The 25,040-nt window shown below is 50.3% G+C and carries 27 protein-coding genes; 20 read left to right on the forward strand and 7 right to left on the reverse strand.

Annotated elements, in window-relative coordinates; all coding sequences use genetic code 11:
* Positions 1–46 precede the first annotated feature (46 nt).
* From NTV65_05085 to NTV65_05095, 3 genes are all read left to right on the forward strand, one after another.
* On the forward strand, positions 47–1,039 hold the full coding sequence (locus NTV65_05085; protein MCX6114577.1) for a tetratricopeptide repeat protein: 993 nt from the start codon (positions 47–49) through the stop codon (positions 1,037–1,039).
* A 45-nt stretch (positions 1,040–1,084) separates the two neighbouring features.
* On the forward strand, positions 1,085–1,411 hold the full coding sequence (locus NTV65_05090) for an SCP2 sterol-binding domain-containing protein (protein MCX6114578.1): 327 nt from the start codon (positions 1,085–1,087) through the stop codon (positions 1,409–1,411).
* 310 nt (positions 1,412–1,721) lie between these two features.
* Positions 1,722–2,177, forward strand: coding sequence for an SUF system NifU family Fe-S cluster assembly protein (locus tag NTV65_05095; GenBank protein MCX6114579.1), 456 nt, complete (start codon positions 1,722–1,724; stop codon positions 2,175–2,177).
* An 18-nt stretch (positions 2,178–2,195) separates the two neighbouring features.
* On the opposite strand, the gene NTV65_05100 is transcribed toward NTV65_05095, so the two are convergent.
* From NTV65_05100 to NTV65_05110, 3 genes are all read right to left on the reverse strand, one after another.
* Positions 2,196–2,867 carry a response regulator transcription factor gene (locus NTV65_05100; GenBank protein ID MCX6114580.1) on the reverse strand — a complete coding sequence of 224 codons (672 nt, stop codon included), beginning with the start codon at positions 2,865–2,867 and terminating at the stop codon, positions 2,196–2,198.
* A gap of 176 nt (positions 2,868–3,043) precedes the next feature.
* Entirely contained in the window at positions 3,044–3,955 is a 912-nt protein-coding gene (gene hemF / locus NTV65_05105; GenBank protein MCX6114581.1) for an oxygen-dependent coproporphyrinogen oxidase, read from the reverse strand.
* Between the two features lie 14 nt (positions 3,956–3,969).
* Positions 3,970–5,112 (reverse strand): alanine--glyoxylate aminotransferase family protein, encoded by a 1,143-nt coding sequence (locus tag NTV65_05110; GenBank protein ID MCX6114582.1) that lies wholly within the window; start codon positions 5,110–5,112, stop codon positions 3,970–3,972.
* 275 nt (positions 5,113–5,387) lie between these two features.
* Between NTV65_05110 and NTV65_05115 the strand changes: the two genes are divergently transcribed.
* The 9 genes from NTV65_05115 to flgN all read left to right on the forward strand — a co-directional run bounded on the left by NTV65_05115 (position 5,388) and on the right by flgN (position 12,333).
* Positions 5,388–6,293: a hypothetical protein gene (locus NTV65_05115; GenBank protein ID MCX6114583.1), complete on the forward strand. Its 906-nt coding sequence runs from the start codon at positions 5,388–5,390 to the stop codon at positions 6,291–6,293.
* A gap of 11 nt (positions 6,294–6,304) precedes the next feature.
* Positions 6,305–7,063 carry a flagellar hook-basal body protein gene (locus NTV65_05120; GenBank protein ID MCX6114584.1) on the forward strand — a complete coding sequence of 253 codons (759 nt, stop codon included), beginning with the start codon at positions 6,305–6,307 and terminating at the stop codon, positions 7,061–7,063.
* Positions 7,064–7,081: 18 nt separating this feature from the next.
* The gene (gene flgG / locus NTV65_05125; GenBank protein ID MCX6114585.1) at positions 7,082–7,870 is read left to right on the forward strand and encodes a flagellar basal-body rod protein FlgG; all 789 of its coding nucleotides are present in this window, start codon (positions 7,082–7,084) and stop codon (positions 7,868–7,870) included.
* A 4-nt stretch (positions 7,871–7,874) separates the two neighbouring features.
* Positions 7,875–8,870 (forward strand): flagellar basal body P-ring formation chaperone FlgA, encoded by a 996-nt coding sequence (flgA, locus tag NTV65_05130; protein ID MCX6114586.1) that lies wholly within the window; start codon positions 7,875–7,877, stop codon positions 8,868–8,870.
* A 2-nt stretch (positions 8,871–8,872) separates the two neighbouring features.
* Positions 8,873–9,829: a flagellar basal body L-ring protein FlgH gene (locus tag NTV65_05135; protein ID MCX6114587.1), complete on the forward strand. Its 957-nt coding sequence runs from the start codon at positions 8,873–8,875 to the stop codon at positions 9,827–9,829.
* 51 nt (positions 9,830–9,880) lie between these two features.
* Positions 9,881–10,975, forward strand: coding sequence for a flagellar basal body P-ring protein FlgI (locus tag NTV65_05140; GenBank protein MCX6114588.1), 1,095 nt, complete (start codon positions 9,881–9,883; stop codon positions 10,973–10,975).
* A gap of 4 nt (positions 10,976–10,979) precedes the next feature.
* Positions 10,980–11,288, forward strand: coding sequence for a rod-binding protein (locus tag NTV65_05145; GenBank protein MCX6114589.1), 309 nt, complete (start codon positions 10,980–10,982; stop codon positions 11,286–11,288).
* A 167-nt stretch (positions 11,289–11,455) separates the two neighbouring features.
* The gene (locus NTV65_05150; protein MCX6114590.1) at positions 11,456–11,815 is read left to right on the forward strand and encodes a flagellar biosynthesis anti-sigma factor FlgM; all 360 of its coding nucleotides are present in this window, start codon (positions 11,456–11,458) and stop codon (positions 11,813–11,815) included.
* Positions 11,816–11,820: 5 nt separating this feature from the next.
* Entirely contained in the window at positions 11,821–12,333 is a 513-nt protein-coding gene (gene flgN / locus NTV65_05155; GenBank protein MCX6114591.1) for a flagellar export chaperone FlgN, read from the forward strand.
* Positions 12,334–12,467: 134 nt separating this feature from the next.
* Here the strand turns inward: flgN and NTV65_05160 are convergent, their stop codons facing one another.
* A complete protein-coding gene (locus tag NTV65_05160; GenBank protein MCX6114592.1) occupies positions 12,468–13,187 on the reverse strand; it encodes a carbonic anhydrase in 720 nt (239 codons plus the stop codon).
* Positions 13,188–14,320: 1,133 nt separating this feature from the next.
* Between NTV65_05160 and NTV65_05165 the strand changes: the two genes are divergently transcribed.
* The 8 genes from NTV65_05165 to NTV65_05200 all read left to right on the forward strand — a co-directional run bounded on the left by NTV65_05165 (position 14,321) and on the right by NTV65_05200 (position 21,520).
* Positions 14,321–14,650, forward strand: coding sequence for a winged helix-turn-helix domain-containing protein (locus tag NTV65_05165; GenBank protein ID MCX6114593.1), 330 nt, complete (start codon positions 14,321–14,323; stop codon positions 14,648–14,650).
* Positions 14,647–15,252 (forward strand): nucleotidyl transferase AbiEii/AbiGii toxin family protein, encoded by a 606-nt coding sequence (locus NTV65_05170; GenBank protein ID MCX6114594.1) that lies wholly within the window; start codon positions 14,647–14,649, stop codon positions 15,250–15,252. The genes NTV65_05165 and NTV65_05170 overlap by 4 nt, the downstream gene beginning before the upstream one ends.
* A 136-nt stretch (positions 15,253–15,388) precedes the next feature.
* Complete coding sequence (gene flgK / locus NTV65_05175; GenBank protein MCX6114595.1) at positions 15,389–17,035, forward strand: flagellar hook-associated protein FlgK; 1,647 nt, start codon at positions 15,389–15,391, stop codon at positions 17,033–17,035.
* Positions 17,032–18,018, forward strand: coding sequence for a flagellin (locus NTV65_05180; GenBank protein MCX6114596.1), 987 nt, complete (start codon positions 17,032–17,034; stop codon positions 18,016–18,018). Before flgK ends, NTV65_05180 begins: the two co-directional genes overlap by 4 nt.
* Before the next feature lie 80 nt (positions 18,019–18,098).
* Complete coding sequence (locus tag NTV65_05185) at positions 18,099–18,689, forward strand: thioredoxin family protein (GenBank protein MCX6114597.1); 591 nt, start codon at positions 18,099–18,101, stop codon at positions 18,687–18,689.
* Between the two features lies 1 nt (position 18,690).
* Complete coding sequence (locus tag NTV65_05190; GenBank protein ID MCX6114598.1) at positions 18,691–19,395, forward strand: glycosyltransferase family 2 protein; 705 nt, start codon at positions 18,691–18,693, stop codon at positions 19,393–19,395.
* Positions 19,383–20,075, forward strand: a complete 693-nt coding sequence (gene bshB1 / locus NTV65_05195; GenBank protein ID MCX6114599.1) for a bacillithiol biosynthesis deacetylase BshB1 — start codon at positions 19,383–19,385, stop codon at positions 20,073–20,075. The genes NTV65_05190 and bshB1 overlap by 13 nt, the downstream gene beginning before the upstream one ends.
* Positions 20,072–21,520 carry a hypothetical protein gene (locus NTV65_05200; GenBank protein ID MCX6114600.1) on the forward strand — a complete coding sequence of 483 codons (1,449 nt, stop codon included), beginning with the start codon at positions 20,072–20,074 and terminating at the stop codon, positions 21,518–21,520. Before bshB1 ends, NTV65_05200 begins: the two co-directional genes overlap by 4 nt.
* On the opposite strand, the gene NTV65_05205 is transcribed toward NTV65_05200, so the two are convergent.
* From NTV65_05205 to hppD, 3 genes are read right to left on the reverse strand one after another with little or no spacing between them, the layout of a single operon-like run.
* On the reverse strand, positions 21,517–22,446 hold the full coding sequence (locus NTV65_05205) for a hypothetical protein (protein ID MCX6114601.1): 930 nt from the start codon (positions 22,444–22,446) through the stop codon (positions 21,517–21,519). The genes NTV65_05200 and NTV65_05205 overlap by 4 nt on opposite strands.
* The gene (locus tag NTV65_05210; GenBank protein ID MCX6114602.1) at positions 22,443–23,438 is read right to left on the reverse strand and encodes a fumarylacetoacetate hydrolase family protein; all 996 of its coding nucleotides are present in this window, start codon (positions 23,436–23,438) and stop codon (positions 22,443–22,445) included. Before NTV65_05210 ends, NTV65_05205 begins: the two co-directional genes overlap by 4 nt.
* Positions 23,435–24,610 carry a 4-hydroxyphenylpyruvate dioxygenase gene (hppD, locus tag NTV65_05215; GenBank protein ID MCX6114603.1) on the reverse strand — a complete coding sequence of 392 codons (1,176 nt, stop codon included), beginning with the start codon at positions 24,608–24,610 and terminating at the stop codon, positions 23,435–23,437. Before hppD ends, NTV65_05210 begins: the two co-directional genes overlap by 4 nt.
* Between the last annotated feature and the right edge of the window lie 430 nt (positions 24,611–25,040).

Genomic DNA, 25,040 nt, shown 5'->3' on the forward strand with positions numbered 1-25,040 from the left:
ACCTTAACTGGTACTGGGCTCTTTAGTTTTGGAGCGAGTAACAACAATGAAGTACCTCTCGGATCTTAAAGCAAACCTCACACAGTATAAAGACTGGATCGTAGATTGGCGCTGCTTGCCTGTCAGGGCCTGGATTAAGGCCGCGGCATCTTATCGGTCGGGTGACTTTAGCCGGGCAGTAGAGCTCTATAAGCAGGGGCTCAGCGCGCACCCCTCTAGCCCAGCGCGGGTTAATGCCCTACTAGATCTCTCCCATTGCCTTTTTCGACTGCGACGATTCGATGAAGCTGAGCAGTTTTTGCGACAGGCCTCTGTGGCAGCCCCAGATGAGCGCGAGATCTACGTAAGATTAGCAAGACTGCAACTATGGCTTGGACACTCCTCTGAGGCCGCATGGACCATACGTAGCTGCTTACAGAAGGTCTCAGTAGATCCGGAGTTAGCAACGATCTTTATCACCGCCGTTGTTGAAGGCGGGGGCTCTGCACACCTGATTCAAGAGGCGCACGAACTATTGAGGGATTTGCATTATGAGCGGGAGGCTTTTCCAAGGCTCGAGGTGGCGCGACTTCGCCTGGACTTTCTAATGACCGGTTCCGATCTAGCACGTGAGGATCTTGCAGCGTTAGCATCGGCAGATAAGGGGCCCTTTGAGGCGGTTGTGGCCTTTGCGCAGATCTTGCTCGATGATGGTAAAATAGCCTTTGCGCGGCAACATCTTCATAGGTCACTTGCGGTTTCTCCGGAGCACCCACGCACCCTAAGATTACTAGCCCGTACCTACACAGAGCCGGGTATTTTCTTCGAACCGGAGTATGCGGTTCAGATAGCAACGCGTGCCTGTCAGTCCACCGGCTGGAAGGGGATGCATGAGATGCACATGTTGGCGAAGGCTTACGCACTTAGCGGTGATAAGATCTCGGCGCTACTTATAGCTAGCAAGGCGAAAGATACTGGCAGACGGCTGCTCGGTACCTATCCAGAAGCCAACAATCTTGAGCGACTAATTGAGAGCCTTTCGATGGGCACGCAGGCTTAAACGTAGTAGAGAGACTTTTCTTTAAGATCGGTGCATCATGCTGTGATGCAAACCCAAACACCCTGGCTATTAGAGCTTCTAGCAGTAGCAGCGGCCTCGCCCTTAACAGCGCAACTACCCTACTTTGAGGTCGCCTTTATCTCCTCTGGCAGGAGCTGTGGATTCGCTGTTTCTCCAGTGCGCCTAACCGATGGGGTTGCGGCTAGCTGCTGGATTGAGGGACAAGATGCGGCATTTGAGGCGATAATTAGTGGTGAGCTGACCCCGCAAAAGGCCTTTCTTAGTGATATGATAAGCATGCGGGGCGATCCGGAGGTGTTGCTTCGGGTGACAGCTTTGCTTGAGGCGTGTTCGCAGAGTTATCGGCAGTAGTGCTCGAGTGGCCCTGGACAAATAAGCAGCTGTAATAGTTACTAGATAAGTAACTAGTCAGTATATTCTAGAAATATTCGTATACGGTAATGACACTCAATTGCCCCTCAGGGGTCGATTTGCGGAGCAAATCGGGGGTGATAATATTAACTGGTCACAAAATCTGCCGTCCCCGATCAGGGGACGACCAATCGAATTACCTATGAAACTTCGCCGTAATCTAAGTAGCTTGAATCGCTACATTAAACTACGGTGACCAGTTACACACCAGTTTGACGAGGATACCCCTAACCAATGTATACTCCCCAATATGCTTGATGAAGTTTACCAGGAGGTTATCCTGGACCACTATAAAGCGCCCCGCTACCAGGGGGTGCTGATCCATCCGGACCGTAAGGTAGATCTGTATAATCCGCTATGCGGAGATCAGATCTCGTTGATGGTAAAGTTTGCGGACAATAAGATCTCTCAGATCGCGTTCACTGGCCATGGCTGCTCTATTAGTCAGGCCGCCGCTTCAATTATGTCCGAACTTATGCTTGGAAAAACTAAGCAGGAGGCGCAGCGGCTCTCTGGGCTTTTTCGCCGGATGATACGGAGCGAGGCTTCAGGAGACTGCCTTGAGGTGCTAGGGGATGCGCTCGCACTTGAGGGCATTAAGCGTCACTCGGCCCGCATAAAGTGCGCGCTCTTGGCTTGGGACTGCATCGACCGCGCCCTCTTAGAGGTTGTGCCCCCGAGCAGTATGCGTAACGAGTTGCCGTAATAGCGCTATTAAGCTGCGTTAGATCGAGATTAACCCGGCAGAGATCGCAATCTTTGCAAGCTCTGCGTTGCTCTTTATCCCAAGTTTCCTAAGGATATTTGAACGGTGGGTGTCGACGGTACGGGTGCTGATATGGAGCTGCTGCCCGATATCCTTATTTTTCTGGCCATTTGCAAGGTGCACCATAATCTCCCGTTCACGGTGCGAGAGCTTCGCCAGTAGTGAGGCTGGCCCATTATTAGCTTCATCATCGCCCGACATGAACTTATCCGTCACGCTGGGGCTCAGATAGGTGCCCCCATCAACTATGGCATCGATAGCGAACTCCATCTCTGAGAGGCCAGATTGCTTAGGTACAAACCCGCGTGCACCGGCCTGCAGAGCAGCGCGAATATTATTGCCGTTCTCAGTTGCAGAGAGGATCAGTACCGGCGCCTGACACCCAAGCTTCTTAAGCGATAGCATGGTCTCAAGGCAGCTTGAGCTTGGAATGGCGAAATCAAGCACTATCACATCAGGGGAGCAGGCTGAAATCTGAGAGAGTAGCTCAGCGCTATCGGCAGCATGACCGATGACCTCGTACTTTTGATTAGCGTTGAACGCTTTTGATAGCGCCTGTCGCAAAACCAGGTGCTCATCTACCAGGAAAAGCTTTATGGGACACGAACCGTTCCTAATGTTTTCCTGCATGGCAAATCCCCTTGATACTGTTAATTACACAGTTAATTACATAGCGTCGTAGCGAGATCTCTCTTATGAGAGCTCACTATCTTTGCTACCTAGTGTTACGGATTATTCTTAAAGGGAGTTAATACTTTAGGGCTAAAAAGATAGGAATTTTACCGTAACTGCCTATTTGTAGGGTGTTACACCCACTCGCGTGGTTCCTGTAGTGCAGCCATGAGTGTGGCTTCAGGGCTCCCCTCATTAATAATTGGGCAGTAGTCCCAGCGCACCAAGGCAGGCAGCGACATCAGGATCGATTCGGTCCTACCACCCGTTTGCAAGCCGAAATGAGTGCCGCGATCATAGAGTAGATTAAATTCAACGTAGCGTCCCCGTCGTTGCAACTGAAACTGCCTCTGCAGCTCTGAATATTGTAGCTCCTTGCGGCGCAGGACGATCGGCAGGTACTGCTCAGTAAATGCAAAGCCGATCTCTTTGCTAAACGCAAAGAGTTTTTCAAGATCTGCTCTGTCATCACTATCTCGACCGAGGTAGTCATAAAAGATTCCACCGATGCCGCGTGCTTCCTTGCGATGCGGTAAGTAGAAGTACTCATCACACCATTTTTTAAAGCGGGGGTAGTGTGCAGGATCGTGCCTATCGCAGGAACGTTTCAATACCTGGTGAAAGTGCCGAGCGTCCTCTTCAAAGAGATAGTACGGAGTAAGATCCGAGCCACCACCGAACCAGCTTTTCTCTCCTAGCTCGATGTAACGAAAATTTGCGTGGGTTGTTGGCACCATCGGTGAGTGCGGATGAATAACAAGAGAGGTTCCGGTGGCAAAGAACGGCAGCTCGACCTCGCCGGCGCCAAGCTTCGATGCAAAGCTTGCGGGCATAGTTCCCTGAACGGAGCTAAAACTTACCCCCGCCTTTTCGAATACAGCGCCATTTGCCAGTATGCGCGTTAATCCACCGCCGCCATCTCCCCCATGAATATCTGTTCTAGTCCATTCATCGCTCTGAAAGGTCGCTTTACCATCTAGCGCTTCTAGGCTTGAGCAGATATGGGATTGGATATCACGAAAAAGTAGCTGGGCTCTTTCACGCATGGGAGTTTCTTGGCTCACGACTGCAACTCCGCAAGAGATGCGGCAGTGGCGTGCGCAATATCAACGGGAACACCGAGCGCCGAGATCGTTAAACCGAGCGCAGATATAGACGCCATTACATCGAATGGATCAACGAAGCCCATATGCCCGATGCGCACGATCTTGCCCTTAAATTTGCCCTGGCCCCCAGCTAGTCTAATGCCGTAGCCGCTTCTGACCGATGAACGGAGCGTGTCGGCATCTATAGATGGGTGTGGAAAGAAGCCCGTTACACTAGGGCAGGGAGCATCTGGCGCGAGTAGTTCGCACCCGAGTGCCAGCACGCCAGCCCGCGCCATGCGTGAGAGCAGAGCGTGGCGCTTATAGATCTGATCAAGCCCCTCAGTTTTAAAGAGATCAATTGCAGCGTTAAGCCCAACGATAATGGTTGAAGCTGGGGTCCAGGCGGTTTCACCAGAGGCCAGCGCCTTTCTCTCTATTGAGAGATCAAAATATAGGGTGCGCTTTGGGGTAGCCTCAACAACCTGCCAGGCATGCGGCGAAAGCGCCATTACCGATAATCCTGGCGGTAGCATCAACGCCTTCTGTGAGCCAGCGATATAGATGTCTAGGATCGAGGGGTCACCTGGGGGTGGTGTCGTTACACAGGATGAGATGCCGTCTACAATGGTAAGCATTTTAGGCGCGAGTTTCTTAACCTCGCGTATGGAGCTCTCGACAGGATGGAGCACCGTTGTTGAGGTTTCGGCGTGTTGAATACAGAACGCTTTAGCGAGTGGATTGGCAGATACCGCAGCATGTACCTGTTCAAGCGTTAGGGCTGCACCCCAAGCAACCTCAATCTCGTGTACCTGTAGTTGTAGACGCTCTGCAATTTTAGCCCAACGAGCACCAAATAGACCTCCGTTTACGGTGATGATGGTATCACCAGCCTGGCAGGTGTTAAGTAGGGCCGCCTCCATAGCTCCGGTGCCGGTGCAGGCCAGGAAGATCGGATCACTGTCCCAGCTGAGCAGCCACCGCACCCCCGCACAGGCCTTTAGGAGCTCTGCCTTAAAGACCTCACTACGATGGTGCAACATCGGCTGCTCCATGGCCTGTAGGACCTTATGTGGAATGATCGTCGGGCCTGGAGTTAATAGACGCTCTTTATACATAGTAAAGTACCGTTTTGAATGAACTCGCTCGTTAGAACACCGCGGGTGGCAAGAGACTTGCCATTGCTTAAGCATCGCTTATGGATCGCTTAAGGCAGAAGCCCCCGGTGTTTAGTGGGGCGACCACATGCTGATGCTAATTCAACTGGTTAGCTCTAGCAAGGAATCGTAGTGAGTTGGCAGTGAGTTGGCAGTGAGTCAATGGGATGACGGCAGCGTACACTACATATATGGCTTTTTGACACAGTTGTTGGTTTTTTGAAGGGGAACGAAGCATGCTAAATCAGCTCTCTTTATGGCAGATGATGGTCGATCTTGGACTTATAACCGCTATTTTGGTTATGGCGCTTAGGTGGATGAAGGGCTCCAGGGCACAGGCGCTCCTGCCGCAAACCCTAGAGCTTGAGGCGAGCCTTAGAAACCTGATTGACGAAGCTGAGGCCTCCGGGCGGCAGCTCAACGACCAGCTCCTGCGTCGTGAGAGCAATATACAGAAGTATCTGACGGAGCTTGAGGAGTCGGAGCGGCGCATTACTCGCTCAGTTATTGAGGGGGAGGAGGTCAGTAAAAGGCTTGAGGTCGCGGCCAGTGCTGCGCAACGTAATGCAACGCAACGCAACGCTGCGCAAAGCAACGCTACGCAAAGCAACACTGCACAACAGGAACGGGGCGACAGTTATAAAGCTAGAGCATACGCAGTAGAGCTCGATGATGCTGAAGCCCCAGCACCGCAAGCACGTGCACCGCAAGCACGTACGACGCGTAGCGCAGCTGAAGCTCCAGCCGCTACAACTCAGCAAGCTCCTCGGCGCAGCGCTCCTGTACAGAGTAGCGCTGCCGTGCAGCATAGTTCATATAGCAATGCACCAAAGATTATCTCGCGTCCACCATCTGCCGCGGGGAACACTACGCAGGCGTATCAAAAAGCTGCGCAGCCAAGTAGTAGTGAGCTACAGCAGATCTACGCGCTAGCTGAGCAGATGTTGAAGCAGGGTGCAGAGTTCGAGCAGGTCGCACAACGCACGAAGTTGCCACTAGATGGGGTAAAGATGCTCTCTCAGATGATCGAGATCGAGCGTGATGAGGAGTCAACGCAGGAGCTGCAGGCAGGTCAGGTAATAGCAGGGGATCCGCGGCTCGGTGCGCTCGGAACAACCCGTCGTCAAACAAACGTGCGCTAGGAGCATAAGAGATGGATATCGGAACCTACGCTGCCGCCTCAGGGGGGGTGCTTCAGATGAGAAAGCTGGAGGTACAGAACCACAATCTAGCTAACATCGATACGGTCGGTTTTAAGGGGCAGTACGTCGTACCTATACAACAATCGTTTGATCAAACCTTGGCGAGCACGCTTGATAATGATCCATTTGGGGCGGCAGATCACGCGCGCGTACCGAATGTCGCTGATGTCGGCACCGCAATTGATTTTAGTCAGGGCCCGATTCGAAATACAGGTAATCCCTTTGATGCTGCACTCCGTAACGCCAACGATTTTTTCGTTATCAATTCACCTCAGGGGCCGCTCTACACGAGGGCTGGTAATTTCGCTATATCGCAGAACGGCGAGCTGATTACACAGGATGGACTGCAGGTACAGGGGGATGGTGGCGCAATCCTAATCCAGGCACCTGGAGCTCGTATTACGCAGGATGGAGGTATTCAGATCGGGGCTAATACGGTTGGTCGGCTGCAGGTAGTGCACTTCGATGATACCACAGGATTGGAAGCTGTATCAGCTGCGCGATTTCGCATAGCTGGAGGGGCGCAGCCGGTTCAAGTTGAGCCGTACGTTGAGCCGCAAACGATCGAGATGTCAAATGTGTCTGCAATTACGGGGATGATCGATCTGATCACGACCAATCGGGCCTTCGATGCATATTCGAAGGCAGCGCAAACGATTGATAGTTTAAATCAGATCTCAATTAATCAGGTAGGTAAACGGATATCGTAACGAAACTGAGGAAAAACTATGATTAGAGCACTATATTCCGCTGCCACAGGCATGAACGCCCAGGAGACGAATATCGACGTTATCTCCAACAACCTGGCGAACGTAAATACGACCGGGTTTAAGAAGAGCAGGGCCGACTTTCAGGACCTGATCTATCAGTATGTTCAGGAACCCGGCTCTCCCAGCTCTCAGACGACGACAAAGCCCTCCGGAATTCAGGTCGGATTAGGGGTAAAAACCGCAGCCGTTCAGAAGATCTTTACGCAGGGAGATCTAACCTCGACCGGTAATCAACTTGATATCGCAATAGAGGGTGATGGCTTTTTCCAGGTTACCCGTCCCGATGGAACGCTCGTCTATAGCCGTGCCGGTGCGTTGCAACTGAATCAGAACGGGCAGATCGTAACTCCCGATGGATTTCCAGTGGCGCCAGGACTCACGATTCCACTTGATTCGCTTGGAATTACCTTTGGGCAGGACGGTACCGTCAGTGTAAAGCAACCCAATAATACTAACCCTGTTCAGATCGGACAGCTATCGGCGGTGAGATTTGCGAATAATTCAGGGCTACGCGCCGTCGGACAGAGTTTCTATGAAGAGACCCTAGCTTCCGGCGCACCGGTAACAGGAATCTTCAGCGAAAACGGATTCGGTCGTGTTAGCCAGGGGTTCTTAGAGACCAGTAACGTGAGCGTAGTTGAGCAGGTTGTAAATATGATTACAGCGCAACGTGCTTATGAGGCTTCATCTAAGGGTATCACTACCGCAGATGAGATGCTTTCACAGGCGATTAACTTAAAGAGGTAATGAGATGAAACTACTAAGTTCAGCCCTATGGATAGTAGGGGTACTGTTTTGCTCGGGGGTATGGTGCTCAATAGTGCAGGCCGATCTGCCGCTCAGCAATCACGCCTACTCTATTAGTATTCAGGGGCGTTCTGAGGTGGTTGTAGCAGAGCCAGTGGTACGGCTCGCTGATATCGCTCAGATCGACTCAGTACGTATTGAAGACGATGAGCAGATAGGGCGCTTAAAGAGGATCGAGGTTGCAACTAGCCCGAAAGCGGGAGACAGCTCTCGCATTGAGGGAACAACGGTTATTGAACGTATCCGTAATGCTGGGATCTCAGTCGACACGTTGCGTTATACACTTCCACGCGAAATTACAGTAACGAGAGCCTTTCGCGAGGTTGGATTGACGGAACTAGAGGGAGCACTAGCGAGCTTCCTTGGGAAGAGCGGTAGACAGATCGAGGTAAAGCGCTTGGTTATTGAAAAGCCGGTGCGCATACCCACCGATAGTATGGGGATAGAGGTAGTGGCGCTTAAGACTACACAGCCTGGGCATATCGGCGTGGATTATCGCAGCGTTGAGGGGCTAGAGGAGGCCCGTTTTCAGCTACGTGCATTAGCTGATGAGTGGCGCCTTATGCCGGTAGCGATGAAGCCACTTAAGCGTGGAGCAGTTGTTGAGGCCGGTGACGTGCAGTTAAGCAAGGTAGGGGATATCGCCATTAGACGCGACTCTGTTGAGAATATCGGTGATGTTATCGGGCATAGTATTAGTAGTGATATCGGTCAGGGAGAGATGTTTCGCGCTAGCGCATTGCAGGTGCCCCCCGCTATTACGGCGGGTGCGCGCATTACGTTACTTGTTCGCACCGGGCGACTGGAAGTTACGGCCACCGGAGTCGCACTTGAGTCTGGGATCATCGGCCAGGATATAAAGGTTAGAAACGAATCATCTAAGAAGATTATAACTGGAAAGATAGAGCAAGCGGGGCTTGTAGTGGTAGGAGCTTATTAATTATGCGCGTAACCGATAAAAGATCGATCCTGGTAGTAGGATTATTTCTAGGAAGCTTTGGCTGTGCAGCTAACCAAAAGGCGGAGCCATACGTGCCAGCTATGAAGTATGCTTCAGATACAAGCAGCGCAATATCGCGTGGGGGCTTGGCGTGGCAAGGGGCGGTATATGAGGAGAAAACAGCGGATGGTCGCGCACAGCTCCGACTAGCAAATTCACCCTTGCCACGTGCGCAAATCGGCGTTCCGCAGATTAAAGCTGAGCAGACTATTCCAACGGTGCAGGGTGTTCAGATGGCGGGTGCTGCAACTTTGCCAGATGGTGTTAGGGTAATACACAGTTCAGAACAGATGCCAGTGCTCTATAAGAGCCCACTTGAAGCGGGGGATCCGGGGATGACCGCCTCGCTATGGCGCGAGAGTCGGGTCGGTAACGAGATGTTTCGTGATTTTAGAGCCTGGCAGTCGATGGACCTAATCACTATAGCCGTGACAGAGCGTTCGATGGGGCGTCACGATGCTGATACGGAGGTTAAGTCAAAGAGTGAGGTGTTAGCAGCGATACAGAACTTTTTTGGACTGGAGGCGAAGACTCAAAACTGGACATACCCACCGGACCTCTCCAGTTTAATCTCGGCCTCAACTAAGAACGATTTTAAGGGAGAGGGTAATACTAATCGACAGGCTGAATTAACAGCACGTATCTCAGCAGTTGTCGTTGAGGTTCTGCCATCGGGGCTGTTGCGGGTTGAGGGAGAGAAGATTATCTCGGTTAATAACGAGGAGCAGGTGATGGTGATATCCGGATTGGTGCGCCAACGGGATATCACCTCGGATAACGAGGTTAACTCTTCGAAGATCGCGCAGATGAGAATTGATTACTACGGTAAGGGCACCGTAGGTGAGGCGCAGTATGGTGGCTGGATGGCGAGGTTTATGCGACTAGCATGGCCTTTTTAATGGGTCTCTGGGTAAGTGGCGCATTTATGCGAGTAATTTATGGATAACGGTATGAGAAAGTTAGTCTTGATTATAGCTCTGCTGCTCACTCTGGGTATAGCCGAGCTGGGGCAGTGCGCGCGGCTTAAGGATATTGCTGATGTCGAGGGGGTGCGAGGTAACCAGTTGCTCGGCTACGGTATAGTGGTTGGTCTAAACGGAACCGGTGATGGCAAGATTGATTTTACCCTAAAGAGTATGTCCAACATGTTGGAGAAGATGGGGATAAGAACTGATCCAATCCTTATTAAGGTCAAGAACGTTGCATCCGTTATGGTGACCTCTGAGTTACCACCTTTTGCGCGACCAGGTTCGAAGGTAAACATAACGGTCTCCTCGATGGGTGATGCCAAGAGCTTGCAGGGGGGCATCCTGCTAATTACGCCGTTAAAGGGTGGTGATGGTAATACCTACGCTGTCGCCCAGGGGCCGATCGATCTCGGTGGCTTTGCCGTGTCAGGGGGGGGAGATTCGGCACAGAAAAACCATCCTACTGTAGGTACGATTCCGCAGGGGGCCTTGGTAGAGAGAGCGATTCCGTTTGATCTTTTTCAATCCAATAAGATTCGGATCGTATTACGCACGCCAGATTTTACAACTATGACGCGCGTTGTTGCAGCACTTAATCGTCGTATTGGGAAGCCCGCAGCGGTTGCTATAGATTCAGCGGCCGTAGAGGTTCCGATCGATGTAGAGGCCAGAGTAAATCCGGTCGGACTGATTGCAGCTCTGGAGCAGGTTGAGATTGAGCAGGATCTCGGCGCGCGGATTATTGTAAATGAGCGCACCGGAACTATTATCATGGGCGAGAAGGTAACTATTAATAAAGTCGCCCTTGCGCATGGTAACCTGAATATCTCAATTAGAACTGAGAATCAGGTTGTTCAACCTAACGCACTGGCGGGAGGTCAGACGGCACAGGTTTCTAACGTTGATATAAACGTAGGAGAGGAGGTGGAATCTCTTAGGATAGTGGGGGGCGAGGTTACTTTGGGAGATCTAGTTAAGGCGCTTAACGCCATCGGAGCTACGCCGAGAGATCTAATAGCTATCTTTACCGCGTTAAAGGCTGCTGGGGCCCTTAATGCTGAACTTGTGGTGATGTAATTATATGGATGCGGTTAAGCTATCAAATAAGGCATTTGGTGTTACTGATGTAGGTCGGGCACAGAAGCCGTTGCCTGATACTCAGAATCCTAAGTTAGCAGCGGAGCAGTTTGAAGCGCTGTTGTTGCAAGAGATGTTGAAGTCGATGTGGAGTACGGTTCCAAAGGGCGAGTTGCTGACGGGTAGTAGTGAGGAGGGGATGTACAGAGATATGTTGAATGAGGCCATAGCGAAGTCCGTCTCAGAGGGTACTGGAATTGGTATTAAGGATGTAATATCTAAAGATATTAATAAGTTAAGTAAAAATAAGTAACCTTTTAGAAGTATTTGGCATCTTAGATGGTAGGTAGTAACTATTAACCATGTCAGGCCCGTATGCGTTTGCCCCTATTAAGGGGCGAGTTTGCGAAGCAAACTGGGGTGGCTGGTTATTATGGTAGTGTCCACAGGAAGGACCATTTTTCTGCAATAGGATGAATTATGAAGGTACCGGGATCAGAGGCTAGCGACGCGACGTTTAATCGAATTCAGGGTGCTAGTACCGAGAGGGTGGCAACTCCTAAGGGTCAGGCAGCAGCGGCACAGGCCGATAATAACTCTGCGTCGCAACGTACGAAGGCAGAAGATACGATGCAGTTCTCACCCCTCAGCGCGCTACTTAAGTCCGAGCTTAGTCCGGCAAAGATGGCAGATGAGCGGCGCGCCAAGATCGAAACTCTTAAGGAGCAGATTAAGAACGGGACCTACGCCCCTCCATCTGAAGTTATCGCGCAAGCTGTTGGTGAGGAGCTCTCCCTTGAAATTCTACTAAGTGCAGGGGCACTAAACGACGCTGAATAATTCTGATGAAACTTGATATTAACGCGGTAAGATCTATTGAAAAGCTTCTTTCTGCTGAGTTACTTGAGTACGACCGATATCTAGAACTCCTTGAACATGAGCAACAGGCTGTTATTAAGCTTGATTCCGACAAGGTTGTGTTGCTTGGGGCAGCACGGGGAGAGATCGTAGATCGCATTGCGCAGCTCAAAGAGGAACGAACTAAGTTTATAGCAACAACTATTGGCGATGATTCCTTCCGTGCCTCTGAGGTTATAGAGCAGGGGTGTTCCGCCGGTGACAAGAAGCGCTTGATGGCGCTAATCGAAAAGATTCGCGCAAAGATCAAACAGGTTGAGGCCAAGAGCAAGGAGTTTAACCAGATCCTGAGCTATTCACTGGGATTGGTGAACGGAGAGCTTTCATTACTGTGGTCGGCGAGTCAGCCGGTCAGCAGGGTCTACAACGCCTTTGGCTCAATTACACAGGGAGTTCAGCCCGCACCTCCTCGTAATGGCTCACTTCTGGGCGAAGCGTAGCTCCCGCAGCAGATTATCCTAGAAATATATAAGGAATTAGGCGGACGATCTTTTTCGTGGCCGTAGGGATCCCCACGTACCAATTTGTTCTAATTTGTTTAAGCTGCTGGGAGCCCCGTATCTTTCAATTGCCCTCAGTCGAGTAAGCGTACCTTGCCGGTATCGACGTCGTAGATCGCACCGAATACCTGTAGCCTGCCTTGTGCGTGCGCCGCACGCAGAAGGTCGCTGGTGTTGAGGACCTGCTTCATCTGAAAGCGAGTATTGGCCTCGACGGCGGCGTCGAGCAGGGCCTCTGAGGAGTGTCCTGGTGCTCCCTTCTCCAAATGCGCGAGGCCAGGCCGAATCGCTTTCACAAGGAGGTTCATGTTGCCGGGCAGATCCTTGCCGCTAAGGGTCGCGGCAACCGCCCCACACTTAGTGTGACCGAGCACGAGGATCGTGTGCACGCCCAGAGCTTCCACGCCGTACTCGAATGTCGCGCTCGATTCCTTGGTCTCAAAGCCGCCCGCAACACGATTTACGAATAGGTCGCCGACACCCACGTCGAAAACGATCTCGACCGGGATGCGAGAATCTGCGCACCCGAGTACGCCGATCGACGGGATCTGCCCGTAGGTGCCGGTCTTGACGACCTTCTCCTGCTGCCAAGAGTGAGACTCAGTTGCCCCATCTACGAACCGTTTGTTGCCGGCAAGGAGCAGGGCTCGCACATCAGACTGGCTGATACCCGGAGACGGCTGCCCAGAAGTCGGCGGCGACACGTCTGTCGTCGAGGCAGCACAACCAGAGAGAATACAGAGGATAACGATGAGGGTAGTTTTCATGACAATATCAGTAACACCCAGCGGCATGCAGTGCAATTACTCAATTGATAATTGGTAAGTAGGCGAAGATTATTAAAGCGAAGACCAGTGGCATGGGGTCACTTTACAATCAAAGACATCATGAGGGCAGAGGGGCTATCAGACTTCAGAGCTTCGCCAGCTATCCCAAAGTTCATCTCTATAAACTCCAAGACAGTCCTGCATACTTGATCTGTTCAAAAAGCAACGGACAGGCTGTTTTTAATTCTTTACAAACCGGCTCTGTATCGAGTTGCAAATCAAGTGATATTCCGCTTTTGATTATATCCGAGGCAACCGAACACGTGAGAGGAAAGTTTGGCGCGCTAAAGTTTGGAGCGCTCATGAGCGAGCTTGTAGTCTTGAGACATTTTCGGAAGAGTTGCGCTCCATTCGGCACAGTACATTTCGCAATAACTTTTTGAAAATATCTTGTTGACACACTATCATGAGACTCCCTTACTGGGCATTTTCTGGGCACTAAGTCTTTTATGCTCATCTTAAAGACATCCCGGCTACTTTTGCATACAGCGCCTAGATCACTTTTATTATCACCAAGTTGGTACTCGTTCTGCGCTGCCTCCAGTCCTGTTAATGTAGAAAGAGCATTTTTAACACCCGAAGTGTGTACGAACGCCAAAAACGAGTTGCACGCTACTCGACCAGCAGTTTTTGAATCGGCGTGAGCACTCGAGATCGCTGCAGTGGAAACCACTAAAAGCAAAGCAGAAATCGCTAACCTTCTTAAAAACAAACTCATGAAACAGGTGAGTTTGGCCACCAAAGCTTTAAGGTGTCGGTATGTACTGCCCACGGCAACAGGAACTTGAGATTGAGCAGATGCAGAACGTGCAAAGAAAATTAGGCTAGTTAAGGAAGATCAATTCACTCCCCCTAATTAGCTGATATGATTCTTTTCGCGCGCCCACTTGCACTCTTCTGCTAGGCTAACAAAGCTAATCTGGAGCTACAACTGACAGACTATGCAAAATAATCAGACGACTCAGAAACTTTATAATCGCAGTGCTTAGTTACACCATATCAACACATTACTCGAATAGTCCTTGAATATATGTTCGAAAAATCGTACACTTTGAGGGATGCTGAACTCGGTAATTTCTCACCTGTCGGACCAACCGACTATGAAGATCCTGCGGGGACTGCTGACCAGCCCTCGCCCTCGGCACCTGCGGGATCTAGCGGCTCAGTACGAGCTATCCCCTTCAGGAGTATCGGATATTATTCGGCGCCTACAGCAATCCGGCGTGCTGAAGGAGGTGCGCGAAAAAAATCGACGATGCTTTCGCCTCTCAATAACAGCGCAGGAATTTGAGTGCCTAAAGGTATTTTTTGCCATACATGAGATAAACCTCGTTCGGCAACGTGCGCCGCGCTACTCTAAACATGCGGCTTCAAGACTCGCAGGCATGGATGAATTGTATTCGTTCTACAAAAAGGCCAAAGAAAAATGAGCCTAACGCCCCTCAAAGCGCTCAAACTAATGGTGAAAGCGCTCAACAAAGAGCCTTGCGCCTACTGTCTAGTCGGCGGACACGCAGCCAGTTTATATCGCGTGCAAGAACGGTTCACAAAGGATGTGGACTTCGCTCTTGTAGCGGACCTTGAAAAAAACTCGCGCGCAGTTGCAGAACGGGCGATAAAGGCGGTCGGGCTTACGCCAATAGTCGGTTTCATTCCGAGGGGCAAACAGGAGCCTGCGCGAAGGTCAATTTGCATGATTACCTCCACTCCACTAGCGAACGAAGTGACGGGAATGATCGATGTCCTGCTTCCTGAGCTGCCCTGGGTGAAGGTAGCTGTTGAAAGAGCTCAAGCAAACCTGATTGATCTTGGTTTTGCATTCGTCCCGGTCATTACACCTGAGGATCTTATCGTCGCAAAATGCTTCTCAGTACGAAACTCTCCTGACCGTTTTAAGGATCTAGATGACTTAAAAGAGCTCCTGGGGCACGTAAAGGAGCTCGATATAGACTACCTACGAGAGAAGCTAGCTACCTTCTCCCTTGAGATCCCAGATCAGGTACAGAAGTACGCCCCCGCGTCGCTCCTCTGATAAACGGGTCTCCGCAGCAGATCTTTCCCGTCGCAATAGCTAATCCCCCGTAGCTAGGTTGGGCACGTACCTTGCTCATTATGCTGTTAAGCCCCGGTGTGCGGCATCTTTTGCCGCTATAGGATTGATCGACGCTATGACGAATTTTGGAGCAAAGATACTAGGCAGTTCCATCAGCTCTCTGACTGCGCAGCAAGCCCTTATTGCGAATAGCTCCAATAATATCGCTAACGTTAATACCCCCGGCTATACCCGCAGGCAGGTTGAGATTGAAAGCCGGGTGGATGTCGCTAATATCGGCAATATCCTGCAGATAGGCAGTGGAGTACAGCTTGGTAATATTAAGCGTTATACCGATGAGTTCCTAGAGAGCCAGCTACGTTCTGCTTCGAGTAAAAAAGGTCAAGCAGATGTGCGTAACGATTATCTCTCAAGGGTTGAGGTCTCCTTTGCGCTTGATGGCCCGCAGTCGACAGTAGGTTCTGCACTTAATAATTTCTACTCTGCTGTTAATCAGGTTGGCATTAATCCATCCAACGTTGATCTGCGCATCAACTTGATGCAACGGGGAGAGGACCTGATCGCCAATATTCACTCTACGTATGCAACGATCGCCGGAGCACAATCTGAGCTTAATCACCGTGTTCCACTTGAGATTAATACGGTGAACTCCTTTACAACACAGATTGCACAACTTAACGGTTTAATCACCCAACGAGAGGCTGCTGGTGTAATAGCAATCGACGAACGCGACCAGCGCGATACAGTACTTACTAAGTTATCTGAAAAACTTTCCTTTACGACCCTAGAAACCGCCAATGGAATGCTCAATTGCTATCTGGACAACGGATTTCCCCTTGTAAATCAGGAGACCTCGCGCAACCTTACGGCAACAAGCGCCCCTAGCTTCGCTGCAAGCACACTGCCACGCTCGCTATCGGGTGAGGTGCTTGGTTATGTGACCTATGATTTCGGCTCAGCAACTGCTCCCTCGCATCTTGATCTCACACAACTACTTAAGAATGGTTCCGGTACGTTGGCAGGTATCCTACAAATGAGGGGAACGACCGACCCTTTAAACACCTCCCCATTCGAGGCCGAAGGGGACCTGGTTTCAATGGCATCACGCATTGAAGCGTTAACACGCGGTCTTCTTACAAAGGCTAATCAGACCTATCTTGGGGTTGATGAAGATACCGTAACGGCAGGATTCCAATCGAACGCAGGCGACCTAAATGGAAACTCCCCCGGGGTATTCGGGCTCTTTGACTTTGATTTTTCAGGGGTTAAGGATGTTGATGGTGATGGAATCCCATCGTTGAGTGACCTGACGAGCACCACCCCATTGATAAGCAATTTTTCGAGCCTAATAAAGCTAGGCTTTACGAATCCAGCGGAGTTCGCAGCGGCTCGTGATAACGATCCGGCTAGTGGGTCTAAGGTCTTTCCGCCGGGGGACGGGCAGAATGCGGCGGCGGTTGCGGCGTTACGCAGCACATCATCTGCCTTTGCACTTGGAAACTTTTCGTTTTCCGGCACCATGGAGGAGCTCTATAACTCCTCTGTCAGCTATGTAGGAAATGCCAAGGCTGCCGCGCAACTTGCGGTGCAGGTTTCTGATGCAAATCTGTTGAGCGCTTCAAATAAGCGTGATGAGTTCTCTGCAGTCAGTTTAGATGAGGAGTTTGCGAATCTTATTAAGTACCAGAAAGCCTTTCAGGCCTCTGCGCGTATGATTAAGACAGCGGGTGAATTACTAGATCAGATAGTGAGCCTTATATGACACGAATCTCAGAAACACAGGCGCAGCGCCAACTAGTTTCACGCACAATTGAGAATAAAAAACGGGTGAACACCTTCGCCAATCAAGTAGCAAGCGGAGTTAAGGCTGCGTTACCTAGTGATTCAGTGGATGCTGGTACCATCGCCCGCTATAAGCATACCCTTGATAAGATCGATTCTTACACGACCACGATTCAACGCACCAAGAGTTTTCTTACCTTTCAGGACGATGTATTAAGTCAGGCTAGCGATCTGCTTGTGCGTGCCAAGGAGATCGCCCAGCAGGGAGCGAATGGATCGGTCAATAATACGGCCCGAGCACATCTGGCGGAAGAGGTCTATCAGATCCGTGATCATATGGCGAGTTTGGCCAATTCTACCTATCAGAGTCGTTTTGTTTATGGAGGAGCGGATGACGACGATCCGCCCTATGATGTGGCCGCATATACCGAGCCAAGCAGTGGCCCAGCCCAGACCCGCTACGTTTTTGATGCTGAGTTAGGTACCGCTACAATTAACACCTTGAATGTTACCGATGACCTTTCGATAGCTATGAACACTCCGGCCAATAAGGTTTTTGGAGGTGCGATTGAGGCTCTAGAGCGGTTGGGTCGTTCTCTTGCTGGATACAGCACTACGCCTAGCTCCGGAACGCCAGATGGTGGTGGGGTAGCTTACACATTTCCGACCGACTATCAGACCCAGACGGCAGCTATTCTTAGCTCTATCAATCAGCTCAACGTGTCGAGAGACAACGATATTCTGCCAGAGCGTGTTAGTGTTGGAGGAAGATTGCGACGACTTGAGACCGGGGAATCGCTTCTTAGTCTTACTAAAAATAGCGCCCTTGAGGTGCTCTCCCGTATCCAGGATGCCGATGAGACCGAGTCCGCTGCTAACCTGGCGCAGGCACAGACCGCCTTACAGGCCTCTTATGCCGTAACTGCTAAGGTGCTAAGGCTCACTATTCTCGATTATATCTAGCATTTAGATCTCCTCTGTCCACCCCCTTTGACAACTTGTAAGAGAAGGGGAATGCTAACTAGCATTCATAGGAGGCACATATGGCAGCATTACAGCTTTTTGATCAGAGGATGGAACTTTGGAGGCGCTCGTTTGAGCAAGCTCTTTCGTTTGACCGATTTATAGCGCAGGCAGAGCCCGCCCATAGAGAGCGCTGGGCTAGGTACCGGGAGCAGGTTGCGCTTAGTGCGGCTCAACATAAGCTATTATCACACTTTACTCGCACGTTAAATGTGTTGGTCTTGGCTGGCACGTGGTGTGGTGATTGCGCTCGGCAGTGCCCGATGCTGGCTGCTATAAGTGCGGTAACCCCAAAGATCGATCTCAGGTTCGTTGATAATCAGAGTAATGTAGAGCTTAGAGATGAGCTGCGAATTCATGGTGCTGCACGTGTTCCGGCGACCATTGTACTCTCGGAGGATATGTTTGAGGTGAGCCGTGCATCAGATCGCACCCTCTCTGTATATCGCCGCAAGGCTCAGAATGAGCTTGGCGCTGCGTGTGATGCGGGCATTGTACTACCTCCAGCGGATGAGCTAGCTTTAGAGCTAAATGAGTGGGTTGAATATTTCGAGCGTGCGCACCTTATGCTCAGAGTTTCGCCTTTCCTGCGCACGCGTCATAACGACTAGTATGCGTCAGATAGTTCTTATTCCTGTTTATAATGAAGAGGAGCACCTGCAGGGTCTCTTGGGGCGTCTGCGAGAGATCTACGAGGGCGATGTGCTTTTTGTTGATGATGGTTCGATAGATTGCTCGCCGCAACTCTTACGAGAGCTAGAGAGCTCCAATACCCGTATTATTATGCAGCCTGAAAACCGTGGATATGGAGCTACCTTGCTACGTGGATTCTCTGAAGTAATCAGAGCTGGATATGATTACGTAATTACTATGGACTCGGATGGGCAGCATCGACCCGACTGGATCCCTGAATTTTTTGAAGAGGCGATAGGCTGGGATGTGGTCTCAGGTAGTAGATATCTGCACGAGATCGAGGGAAATGAATCGGCACCGACCGATCGGCGTGAGATCAACACGAAGATCACGGCACTTGTTAATGAAATAACCGGATTTTCACTGACAGATGCTTTTTGTGGCTTTAAAGCGTACAGGGTAGCTGAGCTTGCAAAGTTGCAATTATCTGAAATGGGTTACGCTATGCCGCTACAGCTCTGGTTGCAGGCAAAACATTTCGGACTCCGTGTTACAGAGCGGCCTGTCTCTCGTATTTACGACGATCCGGATAGAAGATTTGGAAATGGGCTTGATAATCCTGATGTTAGGATGCAATTTTACCTGGACACGATCAGCAGGGAGCGAAAGATATGGAGCATATAGCCTTAGTTATTGCGCCGCATCCAGATGATGCAGAGATTGCGATGGGTGGAACCATAGCGGCGCTTATCTCTCAGGGAGTGCGTATAGTAGTGCTAGACCTTACCGATGGTGAGCCTACTCCGTTTGGTTCCCCTGAAATTCGAGCGCGTGAAACAAGGGAGGCCTCGCAGGTGCTTGGAGTAGTAGAGCGGCGCACGCTCGGAATCAAAAACAGGGAGATCTTCGATACAGTAGACAACAGGAATGCGATTGCCGCAGTTATCCGAGAGGTTCGACCAACGCTGCTCTTTGCACCCTACTGGGAGGATGCACATCCAGATCACGTTCAGGCTAGCGCCCTGGTTGATGCGGCCCGCTTTTACTCAAAGTTCGTTAAGAGCGAGATACCGCATGAGCCATGGTATCCTAAAAAGCAGCTCTACTTTTTTTCAACTCATCTTAAGGTGCGTGTTTCTCCCTCGTTTATCTATGATATCTCGCCGTTTATTGAACAGAAGATTACAGCACTTAACGCATACAGATCGCAGTTTTATGATAATACTAAAAACATAGGACGGATAAGCGAAATCCGGAGAGAGGCACTTTATTGGGGAGATCAGATCGGTGTTGCAGCAGGGGAGCCGTTCGTATCACGCGAGGCGCTGCGTCTTGATCAAAGCGGGTCAATCTTTAACTTATGAGCGGCGATTATCAGGATATTAAAGACACTATTGAACCTCCGTATGGTGAGTGGAGCGAGATATTGTCGGCTAACCTGAGCATGCTTGAGGGATTTAACCAGCTAGCGAGGCAGGAGATCCGTAGCGAGGTGTTTGTGAAAGCGCAGCGCTATACAGCGGAGCTTGTAATACGTGCCTTAAAGAGCGGCATCCAGATCGCCCCTATACCCAATGACGATAGGCCTGATAGCGCCGTTATAATGACGGGGCATCAGCCCATTATCTACCATTCAGGCTTATTGATTAAAGAGCAGTTGCTTGTACAGGCCGCAGATAATCTCTCTGCTACTCCCGTTAATGTAATTATAGATACAGACGCAGGAGATGCCGGAAAGGTAACGTGGCCTCTAATTAGAAATGGAGAGCTAGCTATTCAGCAGGGTAGCCTGGTTAGAGGCGAGGGGGCGTTGTTTATAGAGCAGCAGGTTGCAGCGAAGCCGCAACTTATAGAGCTGTTTGGTCGCATTAAAGGTGATTTAAGAGAGGCTAAGTTAGATAAGGCAGCGCTCAGTGTTGGGCAGGTAGAGAAACTTTACCTAGCGCTTGCTGGCGAGCCGATTAGCGTTGCTAATTCAATCGTGCGGCGATCTATCACCGGATATCTGCCATTAGAGATACCACTCTCTGTTATTAGCGCACTACCGGCGGTGCAGCGCTGGCTTCTTGCGATAGTTAAGGATGGGGCAAGGTGTGCTGCAACATATAATCAGACCCTTGATGCATATAGATTGAGCCATAAGATAAAAAATGGGGCTAATCCCTTTCCAAATATGAAGATTGACGGCTCTACGATAGAGCTCCCACTCTGGAGAGTTGATAGAGCTGGGCGATATCCTATCGTACTCAAAGGGGGCGAGCCGTTCGAGTTGGCGAATGGAGAGACCCTCGCTCCACGCGGTGGTATAGTTACCCTGCTTTTGCGGGGATACTGCTCGGAGCTCTTTATTCATGGACTTGGAGGAGCCAGGTACGATCGGTTCGTGGATGAATTTGCGCTGCGATACCTTGGACATTCACTGCCGAGCTTTGTTGTGGCGAGTCGCACACGACATCTATTTCCAGAAAAAGTAGAGGAGATCTCGCAAGCGATTGAACTAAAGCAACACTTTAAGGAGATCGTCTCACATACTGAAAAATTTCTAGGGCAAGGGCTCTTTAGCTCTGAAGAGGAGCAGGGGCTTCTTTTTCGTATAAGCGAGCGCCGAGAGTTGCTAGGGCTGTTGCATGCAGCATCCTGTGATGCTGAAAGGAGTGTGGCTGCAAAGCAGCTTAACGAGCTGAATAAAGGTGTTAAAGCTACCCTTGAGCAGAGCTCGCTATATCAGCGAGTGCAAAGTCATGGGTTGGATGAAAGATCTCTGCAATTATGGAGCGATAGGGAGTTCCCATACTTTTTCTGGAGCTAGTAGAGATAATGGATCAGATCGTTGTCCGGTTCAGAGAGGCTACAACTACCGATAGAGAGGTGCGCCTGAGAGCGTGCCTGTAGCAACTGCTCTTTGGAGATCTGTAGATCTTTAAAGAGCAATCCAGATGCAAAGGAGAAAGCCTCCATTGAGCTATTTTGTAAAAGTTCAATCAGTATTTCAAGTGGGGCTTTTGCCCCAAGGGTCCGTCTAAACATGACTGCGGCCGCAAGGTTCAGGAACCCGATAGGATAGGGGTTTCGCGCCTGATCTACTATCGGATGATGAAGTCCTCCGGTTACCTTGAGGGAGATCTTAGCATCGGCTGATTCGATAATCGCCTGAGCGAGGGTTGGCGCTTCGATGCCGGCCGGCCCGCTACAACGACATTTAAGAGCGACATTACTCCCTAGCTTAGAGATCTCGCGTATGGTTTCTTTTAACGTTGAGCGCCACGAATCGGTCGAAAGGTCGGGTTCAAGAGCAAGAAGTATCTGATTAGTGCTGGTGTAATCTTTGAATGCTGCGAGCGTGCCTGTTAAAGAGGCTGGGGTTACCTTCGCTTCAATCGAGGAGATTCGACAATTTATATCTCCAGAGGGGGGGGGTACCGAGAGCCTCTGAGCCACATTAATTACCTCCGCGTGCTCCTCGGTTGCGAGTAGGCAGATAGTAAGCGTGCTTTTAAAGCCATAGCTTTTAAAATCACAGTCACTCAGCTTTATATCGAGTAAGTTACGAGCATGTTGAGTATCTAACACTAGATCGCATGCCACTAGCCACGGTCGTTCTAGCGTCGAGGAGAGATCTGCGCTTTCCCGTAGGGCTTCTGCGAAGGAGCGCGAGGCGGGTGGAAACATACCAGCATAGTCGAAGAGTCGCTCAAGCATTATATCTAGTGTGAGTGTTCTATCGATCGCTATCATCTCTTTATCTGCCGTACCACTTGATCGATTGAGCCAAAGATATTGGTCTCCCTGAGACTCATTGAGATCTTGATACGGTCCCCATCTTTTAGGTAGGGGGTCGTTATCGTTCCAGAGTTAATCTTCTCAAGCATGCGCCGCTCAACTATGCAACTTGAGCCTAACGAGGCATCTGTGTTTGAGACCGTACCGCTTCCGATAATAGTGCCTGCGCCGAGAGCTCGAGTCTTAGTTGCGTGTTCAATCAATTGCAGAAAGGAGAAGTGCATCTCACCGGCATTAGGAGAGCCGAAGAGCTCGTTATTTAGATAGGTTTCAAGGGGCAGATGAACCCTGCCATCGCGCCAAGTATCTTTGAGCTCCTCCGGTGTAACGACGAAGGGCGAAAAAGAGGAGGGGGGTTTGCCGTGAAAGAAGCCGAATCCTGTCGACAACTCCCTAGGGATAAGCTCACGAAGGCTTATATCGTTCATTAGCATGATAAGCTTAATGTGTTGCAAAGCCTCTGGGGCAGTAGTTCCTTGCGGAACTGCATCGGTAATGATTGCAACCTCTGATTCAAAATCAACTCCATAAGCTGGATCAAGTAACGGTATGTCGTCAAAAGGTGACAGTAGGCCCTCGCTGGCACCTTGATACATAAGGGGGATCGTAAGGAGATCCTCTGGCAGCTCAGCATTGCGAGCCTTTCGCACCAGCTTTATATGTTGCACATAGGCGCTACCATCGAGGAGGGTCCAGCTACGGGGCAGCGGTGCGCAAAATACAACCTGCTCAGTTGATACGGTATGTGACCAATATCCGGCGCGCAGTTGGGCATCTATATTTTGCAGCTTCGCGCTAGAGGAGCCCCACGATTCAAGCGCTTGTCTTAAGGAAGAGAACTGGACATCTGGCAGAATCGCTACTGTTAAGCGATTTGGATGAATGATTACGAGCTGCCCATCCAGCTCTAGGCCGGGAACCTTACTGCGGATTGAGGCTAGGATCATAGATTCCCTCGTTCGGCCTGATCCCGTTCGATCGCTTCGAAGAGCGCTTTAAAGTTTCCCGCACCAAAACCGTTTGAGCCCTCGCGTTGAATAATTTCAAAGAACATTGTTGGTCGATCTTGTAAAGTTTTGGTGAAGATCTGGAGGAGATATCCATCCTCATCACGGTCAACAAGGACCCCTAACTCTTTGATCTTTGCAAGGTCCTCCTTGATTGTCCCAATACGCTGTGGAATCTCCTCATAGTAGTTTTTGGGCACGAAGAGGAAACGCACTCCACGAGCTCGTAGTTTCGTTACTACAGAGAGGATATCATCGGTTGCAAAAGCGATATGCTGCACCCCAGGCCCGCTATTAAATTCAAGGTACTCATCTATCTGGGATTTGCGCTTTCCCTGCGCCGGTTCATTAATGGGGAGCTTAATCTTGCCCCCTCCACCGTTAAGAACCTTGGACATCAGGGCGGAATATTCGGTTGAAATATCTTTATCAGAGAAGTGTTGGAGTTGAGAGAACCCGAGGGTATTCTCATAGAACTTGATCCAATGATCCATCTTGCCCAACTCTACATTACCCACCACATGGTCGAGTATCTTAATGCCGCTCTCTTCAATTGCGATATCACGGGGGAATATCTGGCTATACGGAGCGAAGCCGGGCCAATACGGGCCGTTGTATGTCTTTCTTTCGACAAAGGAGTGGATCGTGTCTCCATAGGTACGGATCGAAGCGTGAATTATTCTGCCATGATCGTCTCGCCATTCAGAGGGTGGAGATTCAGATACTGCGCCGCGCTTGACGGCTTCATAATATATAGCTTCACAGTGTGGAACTTTAAAGGCGATATCCTTAGCAGAAAATCCGTGCGTGTATACGTGTGAGGCGATCGGGCTCGTAGATTGCAGGGGGCAGGTGAGTTGCAGTAAGGTCTCTCCCTGTTTAAGGACGATGCTAACGGAGTCACGCCACCCTGTTTCCGGCCCACGATATGCGACCGGCAGGAATCCGAACGCGTGCGATAGAAAGAAGGCGCTCTGCTTTGCAGACTCCGTAAAGATCTCGATATGATCGAAGCCGTCAATTGCTAACGGATCGCCGCCAAGCGGTCGCTGTGTGTTATGCGGATCAAGATAAAATGTGACAAAGGTGACGTTATGCTTAGTTGGTGTCATAGGCGCACGCTTAAAGTTGCCACCCCCTAGAAGTGCCTAATAACGCCTACAGAGGGGGAACCCCTCTAAGTATATCCCTATTATGAGATACTGGCAGTAGGAAAGGTGCGAAGGGCAGGGCTATTTTAAAGCTTTGCTAAGGGTTTGAAATGTTAGAAGGCAGGTAGTAGCAAATTGTGGCGTCTGTTGAGCTTTGCAGTAGGCGAAGCGCTGGGAACGCCGTTCTCTAGAACGGCTTAGGTATAATACTCGGGTAGGCAATTCCTTTCACGGTCGGTTGGGTACCGGCGCTTATGCCCTGCCATAAAAGGCCTTAGAACTAGGTTGGATTCTCAATAAAGCGGGCTCGGTAGACAGAAATGAGTACGAAAAAGTGCTCTAATTATCAGAATTTACTTGCATTTCATATCATGAAATGATTTATTTCACT

The sequence above is a fragment of the Pseudomonadota bacterium genome, from assembly GCA_026390555.1.
GTDB lineage: Bacteria > Bdellovibrionota_C > UBA2361 > UBA2361 > OMII01 > OMII01.

Excerpts from the sequence above, each read along its gene's own strand:
- NTV65_05115 (MCX6114583.1), top strand. The coding sequence starts at position 5,388 with ATGCTAAATCAGCTCTCTTTATGGCAGATGATGGTCGATCTTGGACTT.
- NTV65_05090 (MCX6114578.1), top strand. The coding sequence starts at position 1,085 with ATGCAAACCCAAACACCCTGGCTATTAGAGCTTCTAGCAGTAGCAGCG.
- NTV65_05165 (MCX6114593.1), top strand. The coding sequence starts at position 14,321 with ATGAAGATCCTGCGGGGACTGCTGACCAGCCCTCGCCCTCGGCACCTG.
- NTV65_05140 (MCX6114588.1), top strand. The coding sequence starts at position 9,881 with ATGAGAAAGTTAGTCTTGATTATAGCTCTGCTGCTCACTCTGGGTATA.
- hemF (MCX6114581.1), bottom strand. The coding sequence starts at position 3,955 with ATGCGTGAAAGAGCCCAGCTACTTTTTCGTGATATCCAATCCCATATC.
- NTV65_05185 (MCX6114597.1), top strand. The coding sequence starts at position 18,099 with ATGGCAGCATTACAGCTTTTTGATCAGAGGATGGAACTTTGGAGGCGC.
- NTV65_05160 (MCX6114592.1), bottom strand. The coding sequence starts at position 13,187 with ATGCCGCTGGGTGTTACTGATATTGTCATGAAAACTACCCTCATCGTT.
- NTV65_05170 (MCX6114594.1), top strand. The coding sequence starts at position 14,647 with ATGAGCCTAACGCCCCTCAAAGCGCTCAAACTAATGGTGAAAGCGCTC.
- NTV65_05150 (MCX6114590.1), top strand. The coding sequence starts at position 11,456 with ATGAAGGTACCGGGATCAGAGGCTAGCGACGCGACGTTTAATCGAATT.
- NTV65_05210 (MCX6114602.1), bottom strand. The coding sequence starts at position 23,438 with ATGATCCTAGCCTCAATCCGCAGTAAGGTTCCCGGCCTAGAGCTGGAT.
- NTV65_05190 (MCX6114598.1), top strand. The coding sequence starts at position 18,691 with ATGCGTCAGATAGTTCTTATTCCTGTTTATAATGAAGAGGAGCACCTG.
- bshB1 (MCX6114599.1), top strand. The coding sequence starts at position 19,383 with ATGGAGCATATAGCCTTAGTTATTGCGCCGCATCCAGATGATGCAGAG.
- NTV65_05205 (MCX6114601.1), bottom strand. The coding sequence starts at position 22,446 with ATGATAGCGATCGATAGAACACTCACACTAGATATAATGCTTGAGCGA.
- hppD (MCX6114603.1), bottom strand. The coding sequence starts at position 24,610 with ATGACACCAACTAAGCATAACGTCACCTTTGTCACATTTTATCTTGAT.
- NTV65_05095 (MCX6114579.1), top strand. The coding sequence starts at position 1,722 with ATGCTTGATGAAGTTTACCAGGAGGTTATCCTGGACCACTATAAAGCG.
- flgG (MCX6114585.1), top strand. The coding sequence starts at position 7,082 with ATGATTAGAGCACTATATTCCGCTGCCACAGGCATGAACGCCCAGGAG.
- NTV65_05145 (MCX6114589.1), top strand. The coding sequence starts at position 10,980 with ATGGATGCGGTTAAGCTATCAAATAAGGCATTTGGTGTTACTGATGTA.
- NTV65_05100 (MCX6114580.1), bottom strand. The coding sequence starts at position 2,867 with ATGCAGGAAAACATTAGGAACGGTTCGTGTCCCATAAAGCTTTTCCTG.
- NTV65_05180 (MCX6114596.1), top strand. The coding sequence starts at position 17,032 with ATGACACGAATCTCAGAAACACAGGCGCAGCGCCAACTAGTTTCACGC.
- flgN (MCX6114591.1), top strand. The coding sequence starts at position 11,821 with ATGAAACTTGATATTAACGCGGTAAGATCTATTGAAAAGCTTCTTTCT.
- NTV65_05200 (MCX6114600.1), top strand. The coding sequence starts at position 20,072 with ATGAGCGGCGATTATCAGGATATTAAAGACACTATTGAACCTCCGTAT.
- NTV65_05135 (MCX6114587.1), top strand. The coding sequence starts at position 8,873 with ATGCGCGTAACCGATAAAAGATCGATCCTGGTAGTAGGATTATTTCTA.
- NTV65_05085 (MCX6114577.1), top strand. The coding sequence starts at position 47 with ATGAAGTACCTCTCGGATCTTAAAGCAAACCTCACACAGTATAAAGAC.
- flgK (MCX6114595.1), top strand. The coding sequence starts at position 15,389 with ATGACGAATTTTGGAGCAAAGATACTAGGCAGTTCCATCAGCTCTCTG.
- NTV65_05110 (MCX6114582.1), bottom strand. The coding sequence starts at position 5,112 with ATGTATAAAGAGCGTCTATTAACTCCAGGCCCGACGATCATTCCACAT.
- NTV65_05120 (MCX6114584.1), top strand. The coding sequence starts at position 6,305 with ATGGATATCGGAACCTACGCTGCCGCCTCAGGGGGGGTGCTTCAGATG.
- flgA (MCX6114586.1), top strand. The coding sequence starts at position 7,875 with ATGAAACTACTAAGTTCAGCCCTATGGATAGTAGGGGTACTGTTTTGC.